This window comes from Gilliamella bombi (assembly GCF_900103255.1).
Taxonomy (GTDB): Bacteria; Pseudomonadota; Gammaproteobacteria; order Enterobacterales; family Orbaceae; genus Gilliamella; species Gilliamella bombi.
Genome location: NZ_FMWS01000005.1, coordinates 1 through 19,181, shown reverse-complemented (window position 1 = coordinate 19,181; position 19,181 = coordinate 1). Strand labels below are relative to the sequence as shown.

19 protein-coding genes are annotated in these 19,181 nt (G+C 34.4%); 15 read left to right on the top strand and 4 right to left on the bottom strand.

The features are described from left to right. The 5 genes from B9N71_RS12925 to B9N71_RS01155 all read left to right on the top strand — a co-directional run. Nucleotides 1-853, top strand: an 853-nt coding sequence (locus tag B9N71_RS12925) for a hypothetical protein (protein ID WP_167370032.1), incomplete at its 5' end; no start/stop codon positions are given. A gap of 648 nt (nt 854-1,501) precedes the next feature. After that, nucleotides 1,502-2,191, top strand: coding sequence for a DUF2884 family protein (locus tag B9N71_RS01170; protein WP_065589346.1), 690 nt, complete (start codon nt 1,502-1,504; stop codon nt 2,189-2,191). Nucleotides 2,192-2,254: 63 nt separating this feature from the next. Further along, nucleotides 2,255-3,106, top strand: a complete 852-nt coding sequence (gene folD / locus B9N71_RS01165; protein WP_065560709.1) for a bifunctional methylenetetrahydrofolate dehydrogenase/methenyltetrahydrofolate cyclohydrolase FolD — start codon at nt 2,255-2,257, stop codon at nt 3,104-3,106. Between the two features lie 64 nt (nt 3,107-3,170). After that, nucleotides 3,171-3,662 (top strand): peptidylprolyl isomerase B, encoded by a 492-nt coding sequence (ppiB, locus tag B9N71_RS01160; protein ID WP_065589345.1) that lies wholly within the window; start codon nt 3,171-3,173, stop codon nt 3,660-3,662. Continuing rightward, entirely contained in the window at nt 3,655-4,407 is a 753-nt protein-coding gene (locus B9N71_RS01155) for a UDP-2,3-diacylglucosamine diphosphatase (protein WP_208610400.1), read from the top strand. The genes ppiB and B9N71_RS01155 overlap by 8 nt, the downstream gene beginning before the upstream one ends. On the opposite strand, the gene modC is transcribed toward B9N71_RS01155, so the two are convergent. Genes modC through modA form a run of 3 tightly spaced genes read right to left on the bottom strand, consistent with a single transcriptional unit; the run spans nt 4,386 to nt 6,545 of the window. After that, complete coding sequence (gene modC, locus B9N71_RS01150) at nt 4,386-5,066, bottom strand: molybdenum ABC transporter ATP-binding protein (RefSeq protein ID WP_085163824.1); 681 nt, start codon at nt 5,064-5,066, stop codon at nt 4,386-4,388. The two genes, B9N71_RS01155 and modC, sit on opposite strands and share 22 nt — an antisense overlap. 5 nt (nt 5,067-5,071) lie before the next feature. Beyond that, nucleotides 5,072-5,761, bottom strand: coding sequence for a molybdate ABC transporter permease subunit (gene modB, locus B9N71_RS01145; protein ID WP_085163823.1), 690 nt, complete (start codon nt 5,759-5,761; stop codon nt 5,072-5,074). Between the two features lie 28 nt (nt 5,762-5,789). Then, complete coding sequence (gene modA, locus B9N71_RS01140) at nt 5,790-6,545, bottom strand: molybdate ABC transporter substrate-binding protein (RefSeq protein ID WP_370738290.1); 756 nt, start codon at nt 6,543-6,545, stop codon at nt 5,790-5,792. Nucleotides 6,546-6,821: 276 nt separating this feature from the next. Between modA and B9N71_RS12730 the strand changes: the two genes are divergently transcribed. The 10 genes from B9N71_RS12730 to B9N71_RS01095 all read left to right on the top strand — a co-directional run bounded on the left by B9N71_RS12730 (nt 6,822) and on the right by B9N71_RS01095 (nt 18,787). Beyond that, nucleotides 6,822-7,604 (top strand): TOBE domain-containing protein, encoded by a 783-nt coding sequence (locus B9N71_RS12730; protein ID WP_065589340.1) that lies wholly within the window; start codon nt 6,822-6,824, stop codon nt 7,602-7,604. Nucleotides 7,605-7,619: 15 nt separating this feature from the next. Continuing rightward, on the top strand, nt 7,620-9,092 hold the full coding sequence (gene modF / locus B9N71_RS12725; RefSeq protein WP_143421974.1) for a molybdate ABC transporter ATP-binding protein ModF: 1,473 nt from the start codon (nt 7,620-7,622) through the stop codon (nt 9,090-9,092). 383 nt (nt 9,093-9,475) lie between these two features. Next, a complete protein-coding gene (gene uvrB / locus B9N71_RS01130) occupies nt 9,476-11,479 on the top strand; it encodes an excinuclease ABC subunit UvrB (RefSeq protein WP_085163821.1) in 2,004 nt (667 codons plus the stop codon). A 25-nt stretch (nt 11,480-11,504) separates the two neighbouring features. Next, a complete protein-coding gene (locus tag B9N71_RS01125; RefSeq protein ID WP_034912106.1) occupies nt 11,505-11,855 on the top strand; it encodes a RidA family protein in 351 nt (116 codons plus the stop codon). 169 nt (nt 11,856-12,024) lie between these two features. After that, on the top strand, nt 12,025-12,525 hold the full coding sequence (purE, locus tag B9N71_RS01120) for a 5-(carboxyamino)imidazole ribonucleotide mutase (protein WP_085163820.1): 501 nt from the start codon (nt 12,025-12,027) through the stop codon (nt 12,523-12,525). 1 nt (nt 12,526) lies between these two features. Next, nucleotides 12,527-13,603, top strand: coding sequence for a 5-(carboxyamino)imidazole ribonucleotide synthase (purK, locus tag B9N71_RS01115; protein ID WP_065589360.1), 1,077 nt, complete (start codon nt 12,527-12,529; stop codon nt 13,601-13,603). Nucleotides 13,604-13,644: 41 nt separating this feature from the next. Further along, nucleotides 13,645-15,135 (top strand): dGTPase, encoded by a 1,491-nt coding sequence (dgt, locus tag B9N71_RS01110; RefSeq protein WP_085163819.1) that lies wholly within the window; start codon nt 13,645-13,647, stop codon nt 15,133-15,135. A 255-nt stretch (nt 15,136-15,390) separates the two neighbouring features. Next, a complete protein-coding gene (gene glnK / locus B9N71_RS01105; RefSeq protein ID WP_065560700.1) occupies nt 15,391-15,729 on the top strand; it encodes a P-II family nitrogen regulator in 339 nt (112 codons plus the stop codon). A gap of 21 nt (nt 15,730-15,750) precedes the next feature. After that, nucleotides 15,751-17,031 (top strand): ammonium transporter AmtB, encoded by a 1,281-nt coding sequence (gene amtB, locus B9N71_RS01100; protein ID WP_085163818.1) that lies wholly within the window; start codon nt 15,751-15,753, stop codon nt 17,029-17,031. 688 nt (nt 17,032-17,719) lie between these two features. Then, nucleotides 17,720-18,787 (top strand): hypothetical protein, encoded by a 1,068-nt coding sequence (locus tag B9N71_RS01095; RefSeq protein WP_085163817.1) that lies wholly within the window; start codon nt 17,720-17,722, stop codon nt 18,785-18,787. 206 nt (nt 18,788-18,993) lie between these two features. Here B9N71_RS01095 and B9N71_RS01090 read toward each other — a convergent pair. Next, a partial coding sequence (locus tag B9N71_RS01090; RefSeq protein WP_143421972.1) for an IS3 family transposase occupies nt 18,994-19,181 on the bottom strand: 188 nt, incomplete at its 5' end.

Genomic DNA, 19,181 nt, shown 5'->3' with positions numbered 1-19,181 from the left:
CCTAGCTAAGACCTACCAAATAGCACCAAAATCGCAAATTTGTTATGCAAAACCGAATGATGTGATTGTTTCACCTAATCTACAATGGCGATCATATGATCCTAATCTGGCATCTGACCCAATTTCAGGACCTTGGGCTTGGAATGGTACGAATATAAGCCGACATCCTAACGCTGGTGGAGGGTATAGCGCTGATTATGTTTATAACTGGGGATTTAAAGCTAATCCAATAGAATCAGGTAAAAAATTTCCAACAACTGGCTTTCCTGGAGCTAAATTTCAATTAGTGATGATAGGTGCACAAGATGATTATCGTTATCAAATACTCAATAACCCAGGTGGAGGTGTTTCTGTTGATCAAAATGGGGTGGTAGAACTTAATAGTAAGCCGTCAGGAAATGTTACGGTGAGGACAACGTTAAAAAGAGATACTTCAATCATTCATGATTATATATTTAACCCAACTTCTGTGTGGTTAGAACCTAAAAATAACGACAATATAAATTTATCTAATGCAATCAATTTATGTGGAGGAATGGATAATATACCTTTACGTAAAGATTATACTAATTCTCCAGCTATTAATGTTGCAGAAAATCAGAATTGGAAAATTTATCCCAATAGTTTTACGCGATCAATTGGCGGTTCAGTTATGGGGGAATGGGGCTGGCTATCGAATAAAAACTATCCTAAATCAAATTGGCCTAAAGATAATACTTACAATGTTCTTTTTTGGACTAGAGAAATAGATTACGCTAAGTATAATATTTATTTTACAGTTAACTTATCTGGTTATGTTTCTACACGTGAAGCTGAAAAGGGTGACAATAGTAAAATAGCGTGTAAACGTTAATGATTCTACAATATATGATAATATCGAGTTATATAAAACTCAGATTAACTGAAACGTAACTCTCTGAATCAGTGACGGCTATTTTTATGATTTTAGCGCCATATTGCCTTCTGGTGATAAGGCGCTATTTTTTTATGTTTTCCATTACCATTGTTTCTCAAATTACGATAAATAACACAACAAGTAGTTCCTACATATTACTCAGTAAACTCACCTCTTTTAAGAACATTAGTTGTATAAAGAATTCACACACTATCATGAAATACTATCTATCATATAACTGTACCATCGGGCGCTAGTCTGCACTTTTTTAATGGTCAAGGCTCGCATATTCATATGAATATCCTTACTGTATTAGTTCTCTAGCCTACTACTCTTTACCATTTAACTTGCGGTGTATAATTTAAGCAAAAACTATGGAGGATGAATTCGATTTTTGTTCAATAGGATAAAAATTGTTTGTCAAAAACTTTCAGGTAACTATGTGTTTTAGTATAAAACTACTTATAATTAATTTTGATATCATATAAAGTAATTAAACCGTTTGGCGAGTATTGTTTTTAAAATTATAGTACTTATTTAATTTTATTATGTTTATTTCTTAGTAGACGTTATAATCATTCATGAATTAACTAGCTGGATATGAATATGTTAAAAAAATTGATATTGATTGCTTTGTTGTTACCTATCACCGTATTTGCTGCTAAAAAAGAGTGTGGGATTAAGCCTAGTTATGACATTACGATAAATAGAGAAAGTGTACATATTTTTGATAAAAAAAATGATTTAATTATCATGCCAAATGGTAATGTCATTTTAAATAAAGAAACGATATCACTTAATCCATCATTACAAAAAGAACTGATTCAATTTCAGCAAGATTTACGTCAACAGTTACCACTACTAGAACAACAATCATTAAGCCTTTTAACTGAAGTTAAAGAAACTTTTGAAAAAGCAATAAAAAATCAATTGGGCGATGATAATGAGCTAAAAAGCGAGTTAAACAAATTATATAAACGTTTAGTCAAGTTGTTACATGCATCAATTATTACTGAAAATGGTAATACGCGATTTTCTTACCGACATTTTAATAATATCAAAAAAGATGGAGAAGATATTGGTCAACGCATTTTTTATAATGTTGTGGGCGGAAGTATTTTGCATTTCGAATTTTTTAAAAATTATGGAGCAATTAAACAAATTTCTAAAAATGAATGGAAGGCTCAAAAACCTAAATTAAAAGCTTTTGATGCTCATATTTGTTCAGTTATTACAGATATTGATGCTCAATACAAACAAATATTGAATCAACTTAATCAATCAATTCATAACTAAATAGACATTAATAAAAACTTTTGCGAAAATGATACCTCTAATAAGATAGTTAAACGGAAGCTTATGACTGCACATATAATTGATGGGAAAGTATTAGCACAACAAATACGAACTGAAATTGCTAATAAAGTCAAAATGCGTATTGAAAAAGGACTATCAGTCCCAGGATTAGCTGTAATTCAAGTCGGTTCAGACCCTGCATCAAAAATCTATGTTAAAAATAAGCAAAAGGCTTGTGATGATGTTGGTTTTGTTTCATTTGCTTATGACTTTACCTCGACGACCACCGATGAATTATTAGCATTAATTGATGAACTAAATCAACGTTTAGATGTGCATGGTATTTTAGTACAACTGCCTTTACCTGATAATATTGATAAAACAAAGGTTCTTGAACGTATTGATCCAAGTAAAGATGTTGATGGTTTTCACCCATATAATATTGGACACTTGCTACAGCGTGATCCAATCTTGCGACCATGTACTCCTTATGGCGTAGTCAAAATGCTAGAATCCACCGGCATAAATCTGTCAGGTTTAAATGCTACCGTTGTAGGAGCATCAAGCATTGTGGGTCGTCCAATGGCATTAGAGTTATTATTATTAGGTTGCACAACAACCATTACCCATAGTCGTACTATTGATTTAGCAAAACATGTTAGCAATGCGGATATTGTCGTTGCGGGAGTAGGCATTGCTAATTATGTTAAGGGTGAGTGGATAAAGCCAGGTGCAATCGTCATTGATGTTGGTATCAATCGTTTGCCAGATGGTAAACTTGCAGGTGATGTAGAGTTTGATGTTGCTGTTAAAAGAGCGGGATGGATCACACCTGTTCCTGGTGGTGTTGGTCCAATGACTGTTGCTATGTTAATGAGCAATACACTAGAAGCATGTGAAAAATTTGGTAAATAATTTATATTAATCAAGATTTACTAAATTTTATTCAAAAGATATATATTAAAAAAAGGATTATGCAATGATCATATTTCACACTAATTTAGGTGATATTAAAATCAAAACTTTTGATGATAAGGCGCCAGAAACTGTTAAAAATTTTGTTGAATATTGCAAAGAAGGCTTTTATAACAACACAATATTTCATCGTGTTATTAATAATTTCATGATTCAAGGTGGTGGTTTTGAGCCTGGAATGAACCAAAAAAAGACAAAATCACCAATTAAAAACGAAGCAAATAACGGTCTAAAAAATGAACGTGGTACTTTAGCAATGGCACGTACATCAGATCCTCATTCGGCAACTGCGCAATTTTTTATCAACGTGGTTGATAATGATTATCTCAACTTTCGCTCTGCGGACATTAATGGTTATGGCTATTGTGTTTTTGCACAAGTTGTTGATGGGCTTGATGTGGTTGATAAAATAAAAGCTGTTAAAACAGGGCGCAGTGGTATGCATTCTGATGTTCCTGTTGAAGATGTTATTATTACGAGTGTCACGGTTGAATAATCCTGTTCGTTATTTTATTGCTGATATTCATTTAGCAGATAATGAGCCTGCTTCAGGTTATATTAATATAACCGCAGGCTTTTTGTCTTTTTTGGATACTTTGCCCGACAACTGCGAGCTTTACATTCTAGGCGACCTTTTTGATTACTGGGTTGGGGATGATGTAAAAACAAACTTACATTATCAAATTGCGCAAGCTTTACAAACCTTATCAAAACGTAATATAAGAAAATATTTCGTCCATGGTAATCGTGATTTTTTATTGGGAAAAAAGTATGCACAACAATGCGAAATGACCTTACTGCCTGAGATTAATAGCCTTCCTAATCAAGGAAAAAACATTATTTTTTTACATGGTGATTTACTGTGTATTGACGACCATCAATATCAAACTTTCCGAAAAGTTATGCATAATAAATGGCTTCAAAAATTATTTTTATTTTTACCTCTTTTTATTCGGTTGAAAATTGCAGCAAAGTTACGAAAAAAAAGTAGTCAACATAATCAACTCAAATCTGAAAATATCATGGATGTGAATCAGCAAGCAGTTATTGAAATGATGGTTAAACATAATGCAGATATTATGGTGCACGGTCATACACATAAACCTGCTGTACATCATTTTCAAATTGAAGGCAACACTGCAACTCGTGTGGTGCTTGGTGCTTGGCATGATGGCGTGACATATATTAAACAAGCGGAAAATAGTAATACTTTAGAGCTTTATAACCATTCTTTTAAATAGTCACTTTGTAAAACATGTTCGGTCTTACCAAACTCAATCAGCTTGCCTTGATCTAAAATTGCAACATTATCGGCTATTTGATTAACTTCATTAATATTATGTGTTACATAAATAATGGGTATATTTAGCTCATTAGTTAATTTATTAATATAAGTTAACAATTCTTTTTTTCTTGGCATATCTAGAGCTGAAAGCGGTTCGTCCATTAATAGTAGTAAAGGGTTGGTTAATAGTGCTCGACCAATTGCTACTCGCTGTTTTTCTCCACCAGATAACATAGCAGGATAACGATTTAATAATGGTCGGACATTAAGTACATTAACTATTTCATCAAATCTTGATTGCTTGAAATTTTTAGCACCATAAATCAGATTTTTAATAACTTTATAATGAGGGAAAAGTAATGCATCTTGAAAAACGGTACCAATATGCCGATTTTCAGGAGTAACAAAAAGGTGTTTATCGCAATCAACTAGTGGTAAGCCATTCAACTGGATTTGGCCTTGATCAGGTTTAATTAATCCATTAACAAGGTTTACTAGTGTGGATTTTCCTGAGCCAGAAACGCCTAAAATAGCAGTAACCCCTTGGCAGGCTATCTCATGATTGAATTGGAACGAAAACGAAGCAAGTTGTTTGCGAACATCTATTTTTAACATATTGATTATCCTGCTAACTTCTTTTTATGCCATCGATTTAACAATTCGGATAAAAAAAGTGCGATTAGCGATAACACAATCGAAATAATACACAGTCGCAATGCACCTTGTTCACCATTGGGAATTTGTAACAACGTATACATTGCTAATGGTAAGGTGCGAGTTTCATCTTGAATATTTGACACAAAAGTGATTGTTGCACCAAATTCCCCTAAGCAACGGGCAAAACCCAATACAATTCCCATAAGAATACCAGGAAAGGCTAATGGTAAAGTAATAGTTATAAAAACTCGCCACTTATGGGCACCAAGAGTCCGAGCAACGTTTTCAAGGCGTGTATCAATTGATTCAATGGCTAAACGAATTGAACGCACCATTAATGGAAATGCAACTACAGCCGAAGCTAAAGCTGCACCTTGCCAATTAAAGCTAAAACTAATATTTAAATGGCTACTCAACCACTCGCCAATAACGCTACGTCGTCCCATGGTTATTAACAACAAATAACCTAAAACAACTGGTGGTAAAACAAGAGGAAGATGTACGATGCTATCAAATAGCGATTTACCAAAAAATTGACAGCGTGCCAATATCCAAGCGGTTAAAATTCCTATTGGCAAACTAAAACCAATTGCTGTGGCGGCTATCTTTACACTAAGTAGTAAGGTTCGCCATTCAAATTCAGTTAATAACATAGTTTTATAAAATTATTTACTTATTAAATTACTTTGTTATAAATCCATATTTTTCAAAAATAACTTTAGCTTGTGGTGAATTTAAATATTGATAAAAATCAGTTGCTTTCGGATTTAACAAAGTGATGGGATATTCGATAGACTTAAATGTATCTTCAGGAAAGGATCCAATTATTTTTACTTTATTGCTTATTTTTGCATCGGTACTATATACAATACCAAGCGTAGCTTCATTACGCTCAACTAGTACCAAAGCGTCTCTTACATTGCTCGCTGGGGCAAATTGTGGCGATAATTTATTAAATACCCCTAAATTAGTTAATGATTCTTTTGCATACATTCCTGCTGGTACATGATCAGGATCACCAATAGCTATTCTTTCACCTTTAGGTAAAATAATTTCCCAATTGGTATTTTTATTAATTGAAACATTCTCTAAATGTGAATTTTGAGGAGCAATAAGCACCAATGTATTTTTTAATAAATCGTGTTTATTTTTAGTTAAATTATGCTCAATAAGATAAGTCATCCACTTTTGATCAGCTGACATAAATATATCCGCAGGTGCACCTTGTTCAATCTGTTTAGCTAATACTGATGATGAAGCAAATGAGAATACAATATTTGCATCTTTATGTTCTGTTTTATAAGCTGCAGCGATATCTTGCATAGCATTAGTCAATGAGGCAGCGGCAAATATAGTCATTTTTTCAGCAGCTGAAACTGAAAAAGTTATTACCATCATTAAGATAATTCCAATAATTTTTTTCATTCTGTTCCTCACAATAAAATTGAGTTAATTTTAACTGTTAATATTATTTATCTAATTGATTATTATTTATTAAGTTATTTGGAATATTATTAAATAACCGCTATATAATATATAACATATCGATGCTAGCAGAATTTATATATAAAGTACAATTAAAATTCATTTAAGCTGATACGATATGACAATCAACAAAATTTTTACCAAGTTTTGAAGGAATGCCAAAAAGGGTCTACAATAACCACTATTATCTCTTCCAAATTGATTAGTCGGTTCTTCATGGTGTTAAATATGTTTTCTCCTGAAATTTTATTAACGTTAAATATAAAACAGCAGTTATTTACTGATCCAAGGCGTATTGCGTTATTAAAAGCAATTGAACAGACGGGGTCATTAAGTCAGGCTGCCAAGCAAATTGGTATTAGTTATAAAACCGCTTGGGATGCCATTAATGATATAAATAAATTAGCACCTAAACCTTTTTTAATTACTGCAATTGGTGGTAAAAATGGAGGAGGCACTAAACTGAGTGCTTATGCAGTTAGATTTATCCAACTCTATGATCTATTAACTCAACTACAACAAAATGCTTTTAACATACTAAATGATGACAAAGTACCTTTAGATGATATTTTAAAAGCTACAGCTAGACTATCATTACAAACTAGTGCACGAAATCAATTATATGGTACGGTTAAGCAGATTCAAACAAACGATGTTGCTGGTTTTATTACAGTGCTACTTAGTGATAATCAAACTGAGTTAAAAGTTTACATTACTCAATCAAGTATTGAACGGCTAAAGTTGAGTACGGACAAAACAGTATTGCTGTTAATTAAAGCTCCATTAATTGAATTAAAAAATGAAATCGAGAACGAAAACTGCTTGTCGGTTACCGTTGAAAAAATAACTACTGATGGCAATTGGAGTGAAATTGCTTTTACACTATCTTCTGGCATAGTGCTTTATGCTAACAAATTAGCCAGTGAAGTAAAAAAGTCGGCCTTAGCTACAGGCAAACAATCAAAACTATTTATTAATCCACAAAATATTATTGTTGCGACATTAGTTTAGCAATATGAGGTTATCATGCTACAAATAGAAAACGCACATTTTAAAATTAGTGACTACCTAGTTTTTGCCATTGAATCACTTACAATAAATCAAGGAAGTAATGTTGCATTTGTGGGGCGTAATGGCAGCGGTAAATCTATACTAGTTAAAGCATTGGCTGGTGAGCAAACATTATTATCAGGCAAAGTAATTAATCAATTTAACTCCATAGCACACATATCGTTTGAACAGCTACAAAAACTAATTGATGATGAATGGAAACGCAATAATACAGATATGCTAAGCGAAGGTGAAAACGATACAGGATTAACCACTCAGCAAATTATACAAGAAAATAATTTTAATCAAGTACTTTGCCAAAAATTAGCAACACAATTTGGAATTGAACACCTATTAACGAAACGCTTTAAATACCTTTCAACTGGTGAAACACGCAAAGCCTTAATCTGTCGAGTTTTGATGCAGCAACCTGATTTTCTGATATTAGATGAGCCTTTTGATGGCTTAGATGTGACATCACGTGAAAACTTAGCCGAAATACTAGCAGATCTTGCTAAGCAAGGTATCACAATTGTCCTTGTTTTAAATCGATTTAATGAAATTCCTACTTTTATTGAAAATATTGGCATATTAGCCGATTGCCAACTATTGAAAATTGATACAAAAGATACAATCTTAAACGATACAACTGTTAAGCAATTAGCTGATTTGGAAAATATTTCCAATATGCCATTACCAGAAGCCGACGAACCACCAACTCAATTAGCGGATCAATTAGATCGAGTCATATTAAATAATGGTTATGTATATTATGATGATAAAGCAATCATTAATGGATTAACTTGGCGAGTAAAAGCCAAACAAAATTGGCAAATAGTTGGACCTAATGGCGCAGGTAAATCAACGTTATTAAGTTTAATAACTGGCGATCATCCGCAAGGGTATAGCAATGATCTCACTTTATTTGGTCGTAAACGAGGTTCGGGTGAAACGATTTGGGATATTAAACGCCATATTGGTTATGTTAGTAGCAGCTTACATTTGGCTTATCGAGTTAGTTCTAGCGTTAAAACTGTGTTATTGTCAGGCTATTTTGATTCGATTGGTGTCTACCAAGCTACCAGTGATAAACAAGCTAAATTGGCTGATGAATGGCTACAATTACTAGGGTTACAAACGCAGGCGGATAAACCCTTTCAATCGCTTTCTTGGGGACAGCAAAGATTAGTATTGATTGCCAGAGCGTTGGTTAAACATCCGACACTGCTTATTTTAGATGAACCATTGCAAGGGCTCGATCATCTTAATCGAGAATTAGTAAAACGTTGGATAGATCGTTTAATTAGTGAAGGGTACACGCAGTTGCTATTCGTGTCTCATCACGCAGAAGATGCGCCAAAATGCATCACTCACCGATTGACTTTCATCCAAAACTTGGATCATAGCTATCAATATCAAATCGAACAGATAAATCGAATGATTAGTTAAAACTATCAAAATCAGTGTTAAAGATAGGAATAAACATTAAAATAAAAGGGATTTTTTTTTGAAATTTTATCTTGATAATTGAAAAAAGTTTATAAAGACTATATTTATAAAGTTATCCCCGTTGCCTGTGGATAACTCTGTGAGTATTTTATTGAAAAAAGCGCTAACCTCAGTAACTATCAGGATTTTTCTTAATTTGATTGTAACTTAATCATGAAATATTTTTTTGTTTCATATCAACATGTTACCGTAAATCAAGTTATAAATTAGTTGTCTTTTTTATAAATGAAAATGTTAGTTGAACAAAAAATAGTAAATTTCAAAAGGTCAAGTCCTTTTGGGGATAATTTTTATTAATAGGTAAAATATTAGGTTGCGATGTAATGAAAAAATTTAAATTATGTTCCGAATTTAAGCCAGCTGGTGATCAGCCAGAAGCAATAAAAAGGATTAATCAAAATCTTGATGATGGGATTGCGCATCAAACACTATTAGGCGTAACTGGATCAGGTAAAACATTTACCATGGCAAATGTTATTGCTAAACATAATCGCCCTACAATTATTTTAGCACCAAATAAAACATTAGCCGCTCAGCTATATGGCGAAATGAAAGCCTTTTTCCCTGAAAATGCGGTTGAATACTTTGTATCTTATTATGATTACTATCAACCTGAATCTTATGTACCGTCAACCGATACATTTATTGAAAAAGATGCATCAATCAATGAACATATAGAACAAATGCGTCTTTCTGCCACTAAATCACTACTAGAACGACGTGATGTTGTAATTGTTGCTTCGGTGTCGGCAATTTATGGTTTAGGAGCACCAGAAACCTATATGTCGATGATATTACACCTAACAAAAGGCACCATAACCGATCAGCGTTCAATCTTAACTCGATTAGCTGAATTGCAATACACTCGTAATGAAATAGGTTTTAGTCGTGGTACATTTCGTGTTCGAGGAGATGTTATAGATATTTTTCCAGCTGATTCAGACGATCTTGCTGTGCGCGTTGAGTTATTTGATGATGAAGTCGATCGAATTGTTATGTTTGATCCGCTTACAGGTAATAGCATAAATGAAGTATCGCGGATAACAATTTATCCAAAAACACACTACGTCACACCAAGAAACATTATGGAAAACGCTATTGCTCAAATAAAGCAGGAACTTAAAGAGCGTCAAAAAGTATTGTTAGACAATAATCGTCTATTAGAGGAGCAACGTTTAACTCAGCGGACATTATTTGATATCGAAATGATGACCGAATTGGGGTATTGCTCTGGGATTGAAAACTATTCACGCTTTTTAGCTCAGCGTAATCCAGGCGATCCGCCAGCAACCTTATTTGATTATTTGCCACCTGATGGATTACTGTTTATTGACGAATCTCACGTGGCTATTCCACAATTAGGGGCAATGTATAATGGTGACCGTTCACGTAAACTTAATCTGGTTGAATATGGCTTTCGTTTGCCATCAGCACTAGACAATCGACCGCTAAAATTTGCTGAATTTGAAAACATCATGCCACAAACGATTTATGTGTCAGCAACACCAGCTAAATACGAAATTGAAAAATCAGGTAATGAAATTATTGAACAAGTAGTTAGACCTACAGGTTTATTAGATCCTATTATCGAAGTTCGACCAGTTACGACGCAGGTTGATGATCTATTATCAGAAATCAAAATTCGTATTAATAACGAAGAGCGTGTTTTAGTGACCACATTAACTAAACGTATGGCAGAAAACTTAACTGATTATCTGTCAGAACATAATGTAACTGTAAAATATTTGCATTCAGACATCAATACGGTCGAACGTATGGAAATTATTCGTGACCTACGTTTAGGTAAAGTTGATGTACTTGTGGGCATTAACTTATTGCGAGAAGGTTTAGATATACCTGAAGTCTCACTAATAGCAATATTGGATGCTGATCGCGAAGGTTTTTTACGTTCAGAAAGTTCACTAATTCAAACCGTAGGGCGTGCAGCTCGTAATGTAAATGGTAAAGCCATATTATATGCTGATAGAATAACCCCTGCTATGCAAAAAACGATTGATGAAACTGCCCGTCGTCGTAAAAAACAGGAAGACTTTAATACAGCACACGGCATTACACCAAAATCAGTACGCAAAGAAATTAAAGACGTATTAGAGGCAGGTTTAAGTACCAAAAAATCAACAGCCAAAGTACAAGCATTTGAACCAGGCAAACCTTATCAGTATGTTTCAGTTAAAGAAGTACAGGCAAGAGTCAAAGAGCTTGAAGCAATGATGTACGAAGCGGCTAAGAATCTTGAATTTGAAAAAGCTGGTGTACTGCGTGATGAAATAAAAAAATTGCGTGCTGATTTTATTAAAGTATCTTAATAACTCATCTAACAAGGAAAATATGATGACAATAACACGAATTGATCCAGATAACCGCTGGTCTGAAGCAGTGATCCATAATAACGTTATTTATTACACAAGTGTTCCAGCTGATCTTGAAAATGACGCTTATGTACAGACCAAAAGTGCATTAGCTGAAATTGACAAAATATTGGCTCGAGCTAACAGTGATAAATCACGTATATTAGATGTAACATTATTTTTAGTTAATAAAAGTGACTTTGCTGCTATGAATAAAGCATGGGACGAATGGGTAGCTAAAGGTAGTGCACCAGTACGTTGTACAGTGCAAGCTGGGTTAATGAAAAAAGAATATTTGATAGAAATTAAAATCGTGGCAGCAGTAAAAGGCTAACTCTTTCTTCACCGCCGATACTATTCGGCGGTATTACTTTGTTTATCATCTTCATTTTTCTGGGAACATGTGTTTTAATTGCTAACAGATAAAATCCTTACTATCCCCATTAATTAAATTTTAGTGTATACTTCACATACATCTTATTTTAATTATTCATACATTTGCCATGCATACTCAACCTAGAATTGCCATTGTAATGGGTTCCAAAAGCGATTGGACTACTATGCAACACGCAGCCGACATCCTTGATGCGTTAACAATTCCTTATCATGTTGAAATCGTTTCTGCTCACCGTACCCCTGATAAATTATTTTGTTTTGCTGAAGATGCTAAACAAAAAGGCTTTGATGTAATCATAGCTGGTGCTGGCGGTGCGGCTCATTTGCCAGGTATGTTAGCTGCTAAAACGCTGATTCCTGTATTAGGTGTTCCAGTGCAAAGTGCTGCATTAAGTGGAGTAGATAGTCTCTATTCTATTGTTCAAATGCCTAAAGGTATTCCTGTTGGTACTTTAGCAATAGGTAAATCTGGTGCAGCGAATGCGGCATTACTTGCTGCACAGATTCTAGCTCTACATGATAAAGAAATATATCAACGTTTATCAACATGGCGATTAACTCAAACTGATGAGGTACTAAATCAGCCTGATCCAAGAGTGAATGCATAATATGAAACTTCAATCTGTTTGTGTACTAGGTAACGGGCAATTAGGGCGAATGCTTAAGCAAGCAGGCGAACCAATAGGTATAAAAGTTTATCCAGTTGGATTAGATGTAGATCCTACCGCCATTCCATATCAACAGTCAGTAATAACAGCTGAAATTGAGCGATGGTCCGATACGTCATTTACACAGATTTTAGCCAAGCATCCGCATTTTGTTAATCGAGATGTCTTTCCTATTATTGCCGACCGTTTAACGCAAAAACAGCTACTTGACGAACTTGGTTTACCGACAGCGAAATGGTTTTCGCTTGATCACCCTCAAGATTGGTCAACGTTATTTACTGAACTTGGCGATCGATTAATTGTTAAACGTCGAACTGGCGGTTATGATGGGCGAGGTCAATGGCGAATTGCTATTAATGGTCCAATAACTGTACCTGATGATATCTATCAACAAGCTATCGTTGAACAGGCTATCCCTTTCGAAAAAGAGATGTCATTAATAGGCGCTCGTAATGCAAAAGGTGAAACAGTATTTTATCCCCTTACCAATAACTTCCACCAAGACGGCATCTTAAAAATAAGTGTTGTACAACCTAACGAATCTCATTCATTACAAATAAAAGCGGAGCAAATGCTATCTGCTATTATGCATAAATTGAATTATATTGGCGTAATGGCAATGGAATGCTTTATTGTTGGTAATGAACTACTGATCAACGAACTTGCTCCACGGGTACATAATAGTGGTCATTGGACGCAAAATGGAGCTTCAATTAGCCAATTTGAATTACATCTTCGGGCTATATTGGGACTTCCTTTGCCTAAGCCAGATGTATTTACGCCATCAGTTATGGTTAACTTAATTGGCACAGAATTAAATTTAAATTGGTTATCAATTGATTTGGTACATCTTCATTGGTATGAAAAAGAAGTTAGGGTTGGACGTAAAGTAGGGCATTTAAATTTAACCCATAACCAAACAAACAAATTGTTAAAAGCGTTAGAGAATTTAATACCGTTATTACCTAATGATTATCAAAAAAGTATTGAATGGGCAAAACAAACATTAGCAATTTGAAAACTTAAAACAATTTGAGTGATTAAATTAAGGATGAAACCATGATCAACTTTAACCAAAAAATTAATTATCAGCGTTATGCTAGCAAACAGCGTGAAGCTCTGTCTGATGAGTACTCAATAGTACGCTGTTTTGAAAGTGATCGTGGACGCATCATAAACTCAGCCGCTATTCGTCGCCTACAGCAAAAAACGCAAGTTTTTCCATTAGAACGAAACTCAGTAGTTAGAACAAGACTTACTCACTCTATGGAAGTGCAACAAGTTGGGCGATACATAGTCAAAGAAATCGTTAATCGCCTTGGCAATGCTGGAAAATTAAAAAAATATGGGCTTGATAATTGTATAATGGCGATTGAAAGCCTAGTTGAAATGGCTTGTTTAATGCATGATATTGGTAATCCTCCATTTGGTCATTTTGGTGAGGCCGCCATTAATAAATGGTTTACTCTACGTTTAGGTCTTGGCAAAGCAACAAATTATCGACTTCTTGAAATAAATGTTAGTGATAAAGAAGAAATAAAAGAACTTAAAACCAAAATCCGCCAAGATTTATCAAGTTTCGAAGGTAATGCACAAGCAATTCGTTTAGTGCATACAATATTACGGCTCAATTTAACTTACTCTCAGATTGCTTCAATTATGAAATATTCTAAACCAGCTTATTGGTCTAAGCCGGTACTGCCAGAATTTTCATATTTAATGAAAAAAGCAGGTTATTATTTATCAGAAGAACCATTTATTGAAGCGCTATCCAAACAGCTTGATATCAAACCATTTCATCGTTACCCATTTACCTATATTATGGAAGCAGCCGACGATATCTCATATTGCATTGCCGATCTAGAAGATGCGGTTGAAAAGAAAATTCTAACGGTAAAACAGCTTTATACTTACTTAGCTGAGGCATGGGGACCGATTAAAAAAGGTGATCTGTTTGATACTGTTGTCAATCGCCCTTATGAAAATCTAAATCAAAATGGATTTGATGCGATAGGCATTGACCAATTTTTTATGTACCTACGTGTCAACACTATTGGCAAATTGGTACCACATGCTGCTGAACGTTTTATTGAAAATATTGAAGAAATTTATCATGGCTCATTTAATCATGTCTTACTTGAAGATCATGGCGCAGAATATAAATTACTTAATATTTTTAAAACAGTTGGACTTGAACATATATTTAATCATGAATCGGTTGAAAATATTGAACTTCAAGGGTACCGAATTATTAGTGGATTGCTCGATATTTATAGCCCATTGCTTGATATGCCTACCAACGACTTTTTGAAATTGGTTGAGGATAAACATCACAAAAATTATCCTATTGAAACTCGCTTATATCATAAATTATCCTCAAAACATTGTGTCGCTTATAAACAAGCAGTTAACAAACTAAATTCAAATAAAGCAGAAAGTTTTGCGTGTATGGAATTCTATTATCGATGTCGCTTATTGCAGGATTATATTAGTGGCATGACAGATCACTTTGCTTATGACGAATATCGCAAGTTAATGGTAACATTCTAAATCCAAGTAATTTTTATAACAGCTAAGCACCACTAATATGCATTGGCACCATATTAGTGCGCTGTTAAATAATAAATCTAATTAACTATTTGTTATCTTTTGTTTTAACCTTCCAATCAAAACAACCGAACTTTAATTTTATGATAGCTATATTTTTATAAATTAAGTTGCAGTAGCAAATTCAATTCAAGTTAATTTTTTTGGCACACTCTTTGCATAATTTAATCTGTAACTCATAATTTTTAGGAGCGATTGATGAAATTAGTTACTGTAGTTATAAAACCTTTCAAATTAGAAGAAGTTCGAGAAGCCTTATCCAATATAGGTGTTACAGGATTAACTGTTACCGAAGTTAAAGGTTTTGGACGACAAAAAGGTCATGCCGAACTTTACCGTGGTGCAGAATATAATGTCAATTTTCTACCAAAAGTTAAAATTGATTTAGCTATTCGTGATGATGAACTTGACCAAGTTATTAGTACAGTTACTAAAGCAGCATATACGGGCAAAATTGGTGATGGAAAGATTTTTGTCACTTCACTTGAACATGTAGTGCGTATACGTACTGGTGAAACCGATGACTCGGCATTGTAATTGATTGTTAAGGAAATCATTATGTTGAAAAAAATTATTCCCTTTTTAGTTATTTTATTCTCAAGTTCAGCTTTTGCCGAAGAAGCTGCTGTAGTTGATAAAGCGGATAACGGCTTTATGATGATCTGTACCGCCCTAGTACTTTTTATGTCGGTGCCAGGGATTGCTTTGTTTTATGGTGGATTATTACGTTCTAAAAATGTGTTATCGATGTTAACACAAGTACTAGTAACTTTTTCGTTAATAGCGGTGCTATGGATTGTTTACGGTTATACACTTGCTTTTGGTGAAGGGAACTGGTTTTATGGCAACTTTAACCATTTTCTATTAACAGGGATAGGTATTACAGATGTGTCAGGATCGATTTACGAGCTAATTTGGATCGCATTCCAAGGATCATTTGCTTGCATTACTTGTTGCTTAATTCCAGGTGCTTTTGCTGAACGAATTCGTTTTTCAGCAGTATTAATATTTATGGTGTTATGGTTTACATTTTCATATATTCCCATGGCGCACATGGTATGGGGAGGCGGAATTTTAGGTGATGAAGGAGCACTTGATTTCGCTGGTGGTACGGTAGTACATATTAATGCTGCGATTGCAGGACTAGTGGGTGCTTATCTGATTAGAAATCGTATAGGCTATAATCGTGAACCACTAAAACCATTTAACTTACCTTATGTCTACCTTGGAGCTGCTATTCTTTATATTGGTTGGTTTGGCTTTAACGCAGGATCATCAACGCATGCAGATGAAATCGCAGGTTTAGCCTTTATTAACACTGTTGCAGCAACAGCAGCAGCGGTTTTGGCATGGACGTTAGCAGAATGGTTTTTACGAGGTAAACCATCTTGCCTTGGTTCGGCATCAGGAGTGATAGCGGGATTAGTTGGTGTAACACCAGCGGCAGGTCTTGTTGGTGTAGGTGGTGCTATGTTAATAGGGCTTATTTGTGGTTTTGCTGGTGTCTGGGGAGTATCAACACTCAAAAGAATTCTAAAAGTTGATGATACATGTGATGTATTTGGTGTACACGGCGTATGTGGAATTGTGGGTTGTATATTAACTGGTATATTTACATCAGAATCGTTAGGAGGTATTGGTTATGCCGAAGGCATTACAATGGCAACTCAAGTAGGAATACAATTGATGAGTGTTATTACCTGCGTAGTTTGGACTACAGTGGTTGCTTATATTGCTTATAAAATTGCAGATATCATTGTTGGCTTAAGAGTATCAGAAGAACATGAAAGAGAAGGTCTGGATATTAATAGCCATGGTGAAAGTGCTTTCAATAGTTAATCACTAACCGAAACAGTCATTAATTAAAAATTAGATATAAAAACAGATTTAAACTTAAAATAATTTACAGGAATTACTCGTGATGTTTACATTAATTTAAGAAACTACTGTAACAAAATAGACATAAAAACAAAATTAACGTCATATCACAAATAAGTGATATGACGCTTATATTATAAAGAAAAAATAACAGTCACTAATTTTGTTAAATGCTTTATGGTTAGTTATTCAATCATTTATAGCGTGTAAGAATGCCTTGTTGAAGTTTTTTGTTCCCTTAACCAGCAGAACGTTATGTTAAAACGTGTAATAGCATCGAATCAATCACAAATTTACTAAACCACTTAATCCACAAGCGAATGACAAACGTGGAAAAAGTGATACAAACTTTGAATTGAGATATGACATAATCAGCAAATATTTATCGATTTAAAAGATAGAATACAAAATCTTAAGCGATTTCGGGAAAGGAACCTTATGAGTTTTTAGAGGATTATTTTAACTATAAAGTATAAACACCTCAGTGTTTTTCTAAAATTTACATTTCTTTACAAAAAATTCCGCCAAAAAACTAGCCAACAATTTTTAAAATGGTTATACTTTTATTGCTATAGGGAAACAAGCTTATTAAACAAGCGAATAATTATAAAAATATAAATAAAACAAATTGTTACTTAACAGGTAAACCATGATACATTATCATTTTAGATATCAGCAAACTTATGTCTTAAATTTATTAAATAATCTTATTCGACGAGTTTTTACACGAAACTTATTTATATCTTCCAAATTATCTAAAACAGTTTTGCTAGTATTAGCACTGTTATTGTTGTCATCGTCATGGAATGTACAGGCAAATGGTAAAAAAGCTCGAGCGAGTAATCGTAGTGATGTAATAATGCTACAACCGTCGCCAGCTATCAATTATGTAAGGCCGACTCTACTTTATGGTAAAAACATTAATAGTTGGCCATATGCAGGCCCAGCTGACATATGGAATCCTGATAAGGGCTTTTCAGTACAATCAATTGATCCTGATCTTTACTACCTCAATTTCCCGACCACAGGTATGGAAGGTTTATATTTTGATTTACTCATAACAGACATAAGACCAGAAGAATTGAAATGGAAACCCGTTGAAGAGGGGGGGATTCGTGTAACAGTGACAAATGTTAGAGCTAATAAATGGTGGCTTCCTGATGAAGATCGGGGACAAATTGTCGCCCGTGTTGAGCTAAGTAATCCGTCTAGACAACTAAGATTACCAGCAAGGATTGAGTTAGTGGGTAGAGATATTAATACCGATGATGAGGTAGTCAAATATGGATTTGTATTGCAGAAGTGGTTCGGTAAATCGGACGGACGAGGAACTTATGAGAATCAGTTAAATTATTGTAGATGGAATGCCCTCCTCGGCAGCGGCTACCGAATGGCAAAGCTAAGGGAGTTAACCAATGCGAAGTGTGGTGTTATCAATTTTTTTCCCTGTATAAATGGCATAGATAATAAGTTTGCGTCATCACCATCAGGTTTTAATTACCAACGTCGAATTGGAGAAGGTTTTCTTGCGGAGTGGGGCCCTATCGAAGAATATTATAATGATTGGTTCGACTACGTCTGGGTAAGTGAGGCCGCAGAACCTTCGTTTGGTGGGCGTGAGGAGCAGTTCATTGTCTCGGCACGTACCGGCGGCGTCGGCACTAAGGAAAAATCGAAGTGGACGGCGATCTCCGGTGTTATTTGCATCCATTATTAACTACTATAATACGATTAAATCGCATAAAGTAATTTCAGAGGAAATACCTTATGCGTTTTTAGAGGATTAGTCCAACATTAAGCTTTAATTCACAATACACCCGATATACCCGTTTATGATTCCATTTATAGCCGAGCTTTTGAATACGATTAAAGCATTTAGGAAAAAATCAGGGTAATGTTTTTTGGTGGAATGGCAACACATTTTCAAACAAAAAAATTAAGGGGTAAGTGTTTTTTAAATTCAACGGGAGGCAAGTAGCCTAACGAAGAATGTAATCGTTTATGATTATACCAATAGGCATAAGCCGAAAAAGCGCGTTGTAACTCAGCCGTTGAGTTGAAACGTTGGCCTTTTACAAATTCCGTTTTAATTGTTTTAAATGTCGCTTCCG

Bases quoted from the DNA above. Each gene is read 5' to 3' on its own strand.
- modB (WP_085163823.1), bottom strand. From the start codon at position 5,761: ATGTTATTAACTGAATTTGAATGGCGAACCTTACTACTTAGTGTAAAG.
- B9N71_RS01125 (WP_034912106.1), top strand. From the start codon at position 11,505: ATGACAATAACACGAATTGATCCAGATAACCGCTGGTCTGAAGCAGTG.
- modC (WP_085163824.1), bottom strand. From the start codon at position 5,066: ATGTTAAAAATAGATGTTCGCAAACAACTTGCTTCGTTTTCGTTCCAA.
- glnK (WP_065560700.1), top strand. From the start codon at position 15,391: ATGAAATTAGTTACTGTAGTTATAAAACCTTTCAAATTAGAAGAAGTT.
- uvrB (WP_085163821.1), top strand. From the start codon at position 9,476: ATGAAAAAATTTAAATTATGTTCCGAATTTAAGCCAGCTGGTGATCAG.
- modF (WP_143421974.1), top strand. From the start codon at position 7,620: ATGCTACAAATAGAAAACGCACATTTTAAAATTAGTGACTACCTAGTT.
- B9N71_RS01095 (WP_085163817.1), top strand. From the start codon at position 17,720: ATGATACATTATCATTTTAGATATCAGCAAACTTATGTCTTAAATTTA.
- purK (WP_065589360.1), top strand. From the start codon at position 12,527: ATGAAACTTCAATCTGTTTGTGTACTAGGTAACGGGCAATTAGGGCGA.
- B9N71_RS12730 (WP_065589340.1), top strand. From the start codon at position 6,822: ATGTTTTCTCCTGAAATTTTATTAACGTTAAATATAAAACAGCAGTTA.
- folD (WP_065560709.1), top strand. From the start codon at position 2,255: ATGACTGCACATATAATTGATGGGAAAGTATTAGCACAACAAATACGA.
- amtB (WP_085163818.1), top strand. From the start codon at position 15,751: ATGTTGAAAAAAATTATTCCCTTTTTAGTTATTTTATTCTCAAGTTCA.
- B9N71_RS01170 (WP_065589346.1), top strand. From the start codon at position 1,502: ATGTTAAAAAAATTGATATTGATTGCTTTGTTGTTACCTATCACCGTA.
- ppiB (WP_065589345.1), top strand. From the start codon at position 3,171: ATGATCATATTTCACACTAATTTAGGTGATATTAAAATCAAAACTTTT.
- purE (WP_085163820.1), top strand. From the start codon at position 12,025: ATGCATACTCAACCTAGAATTGCCATTGTAATGGGTTCCAAAAGCGAT.
- dgt (WP_085163819.1), top strand. From the start codon at position 13,645: ATGATCAACTTTAACCAAAAAATTAATTATCAGCGTTATGCTAGCAAA.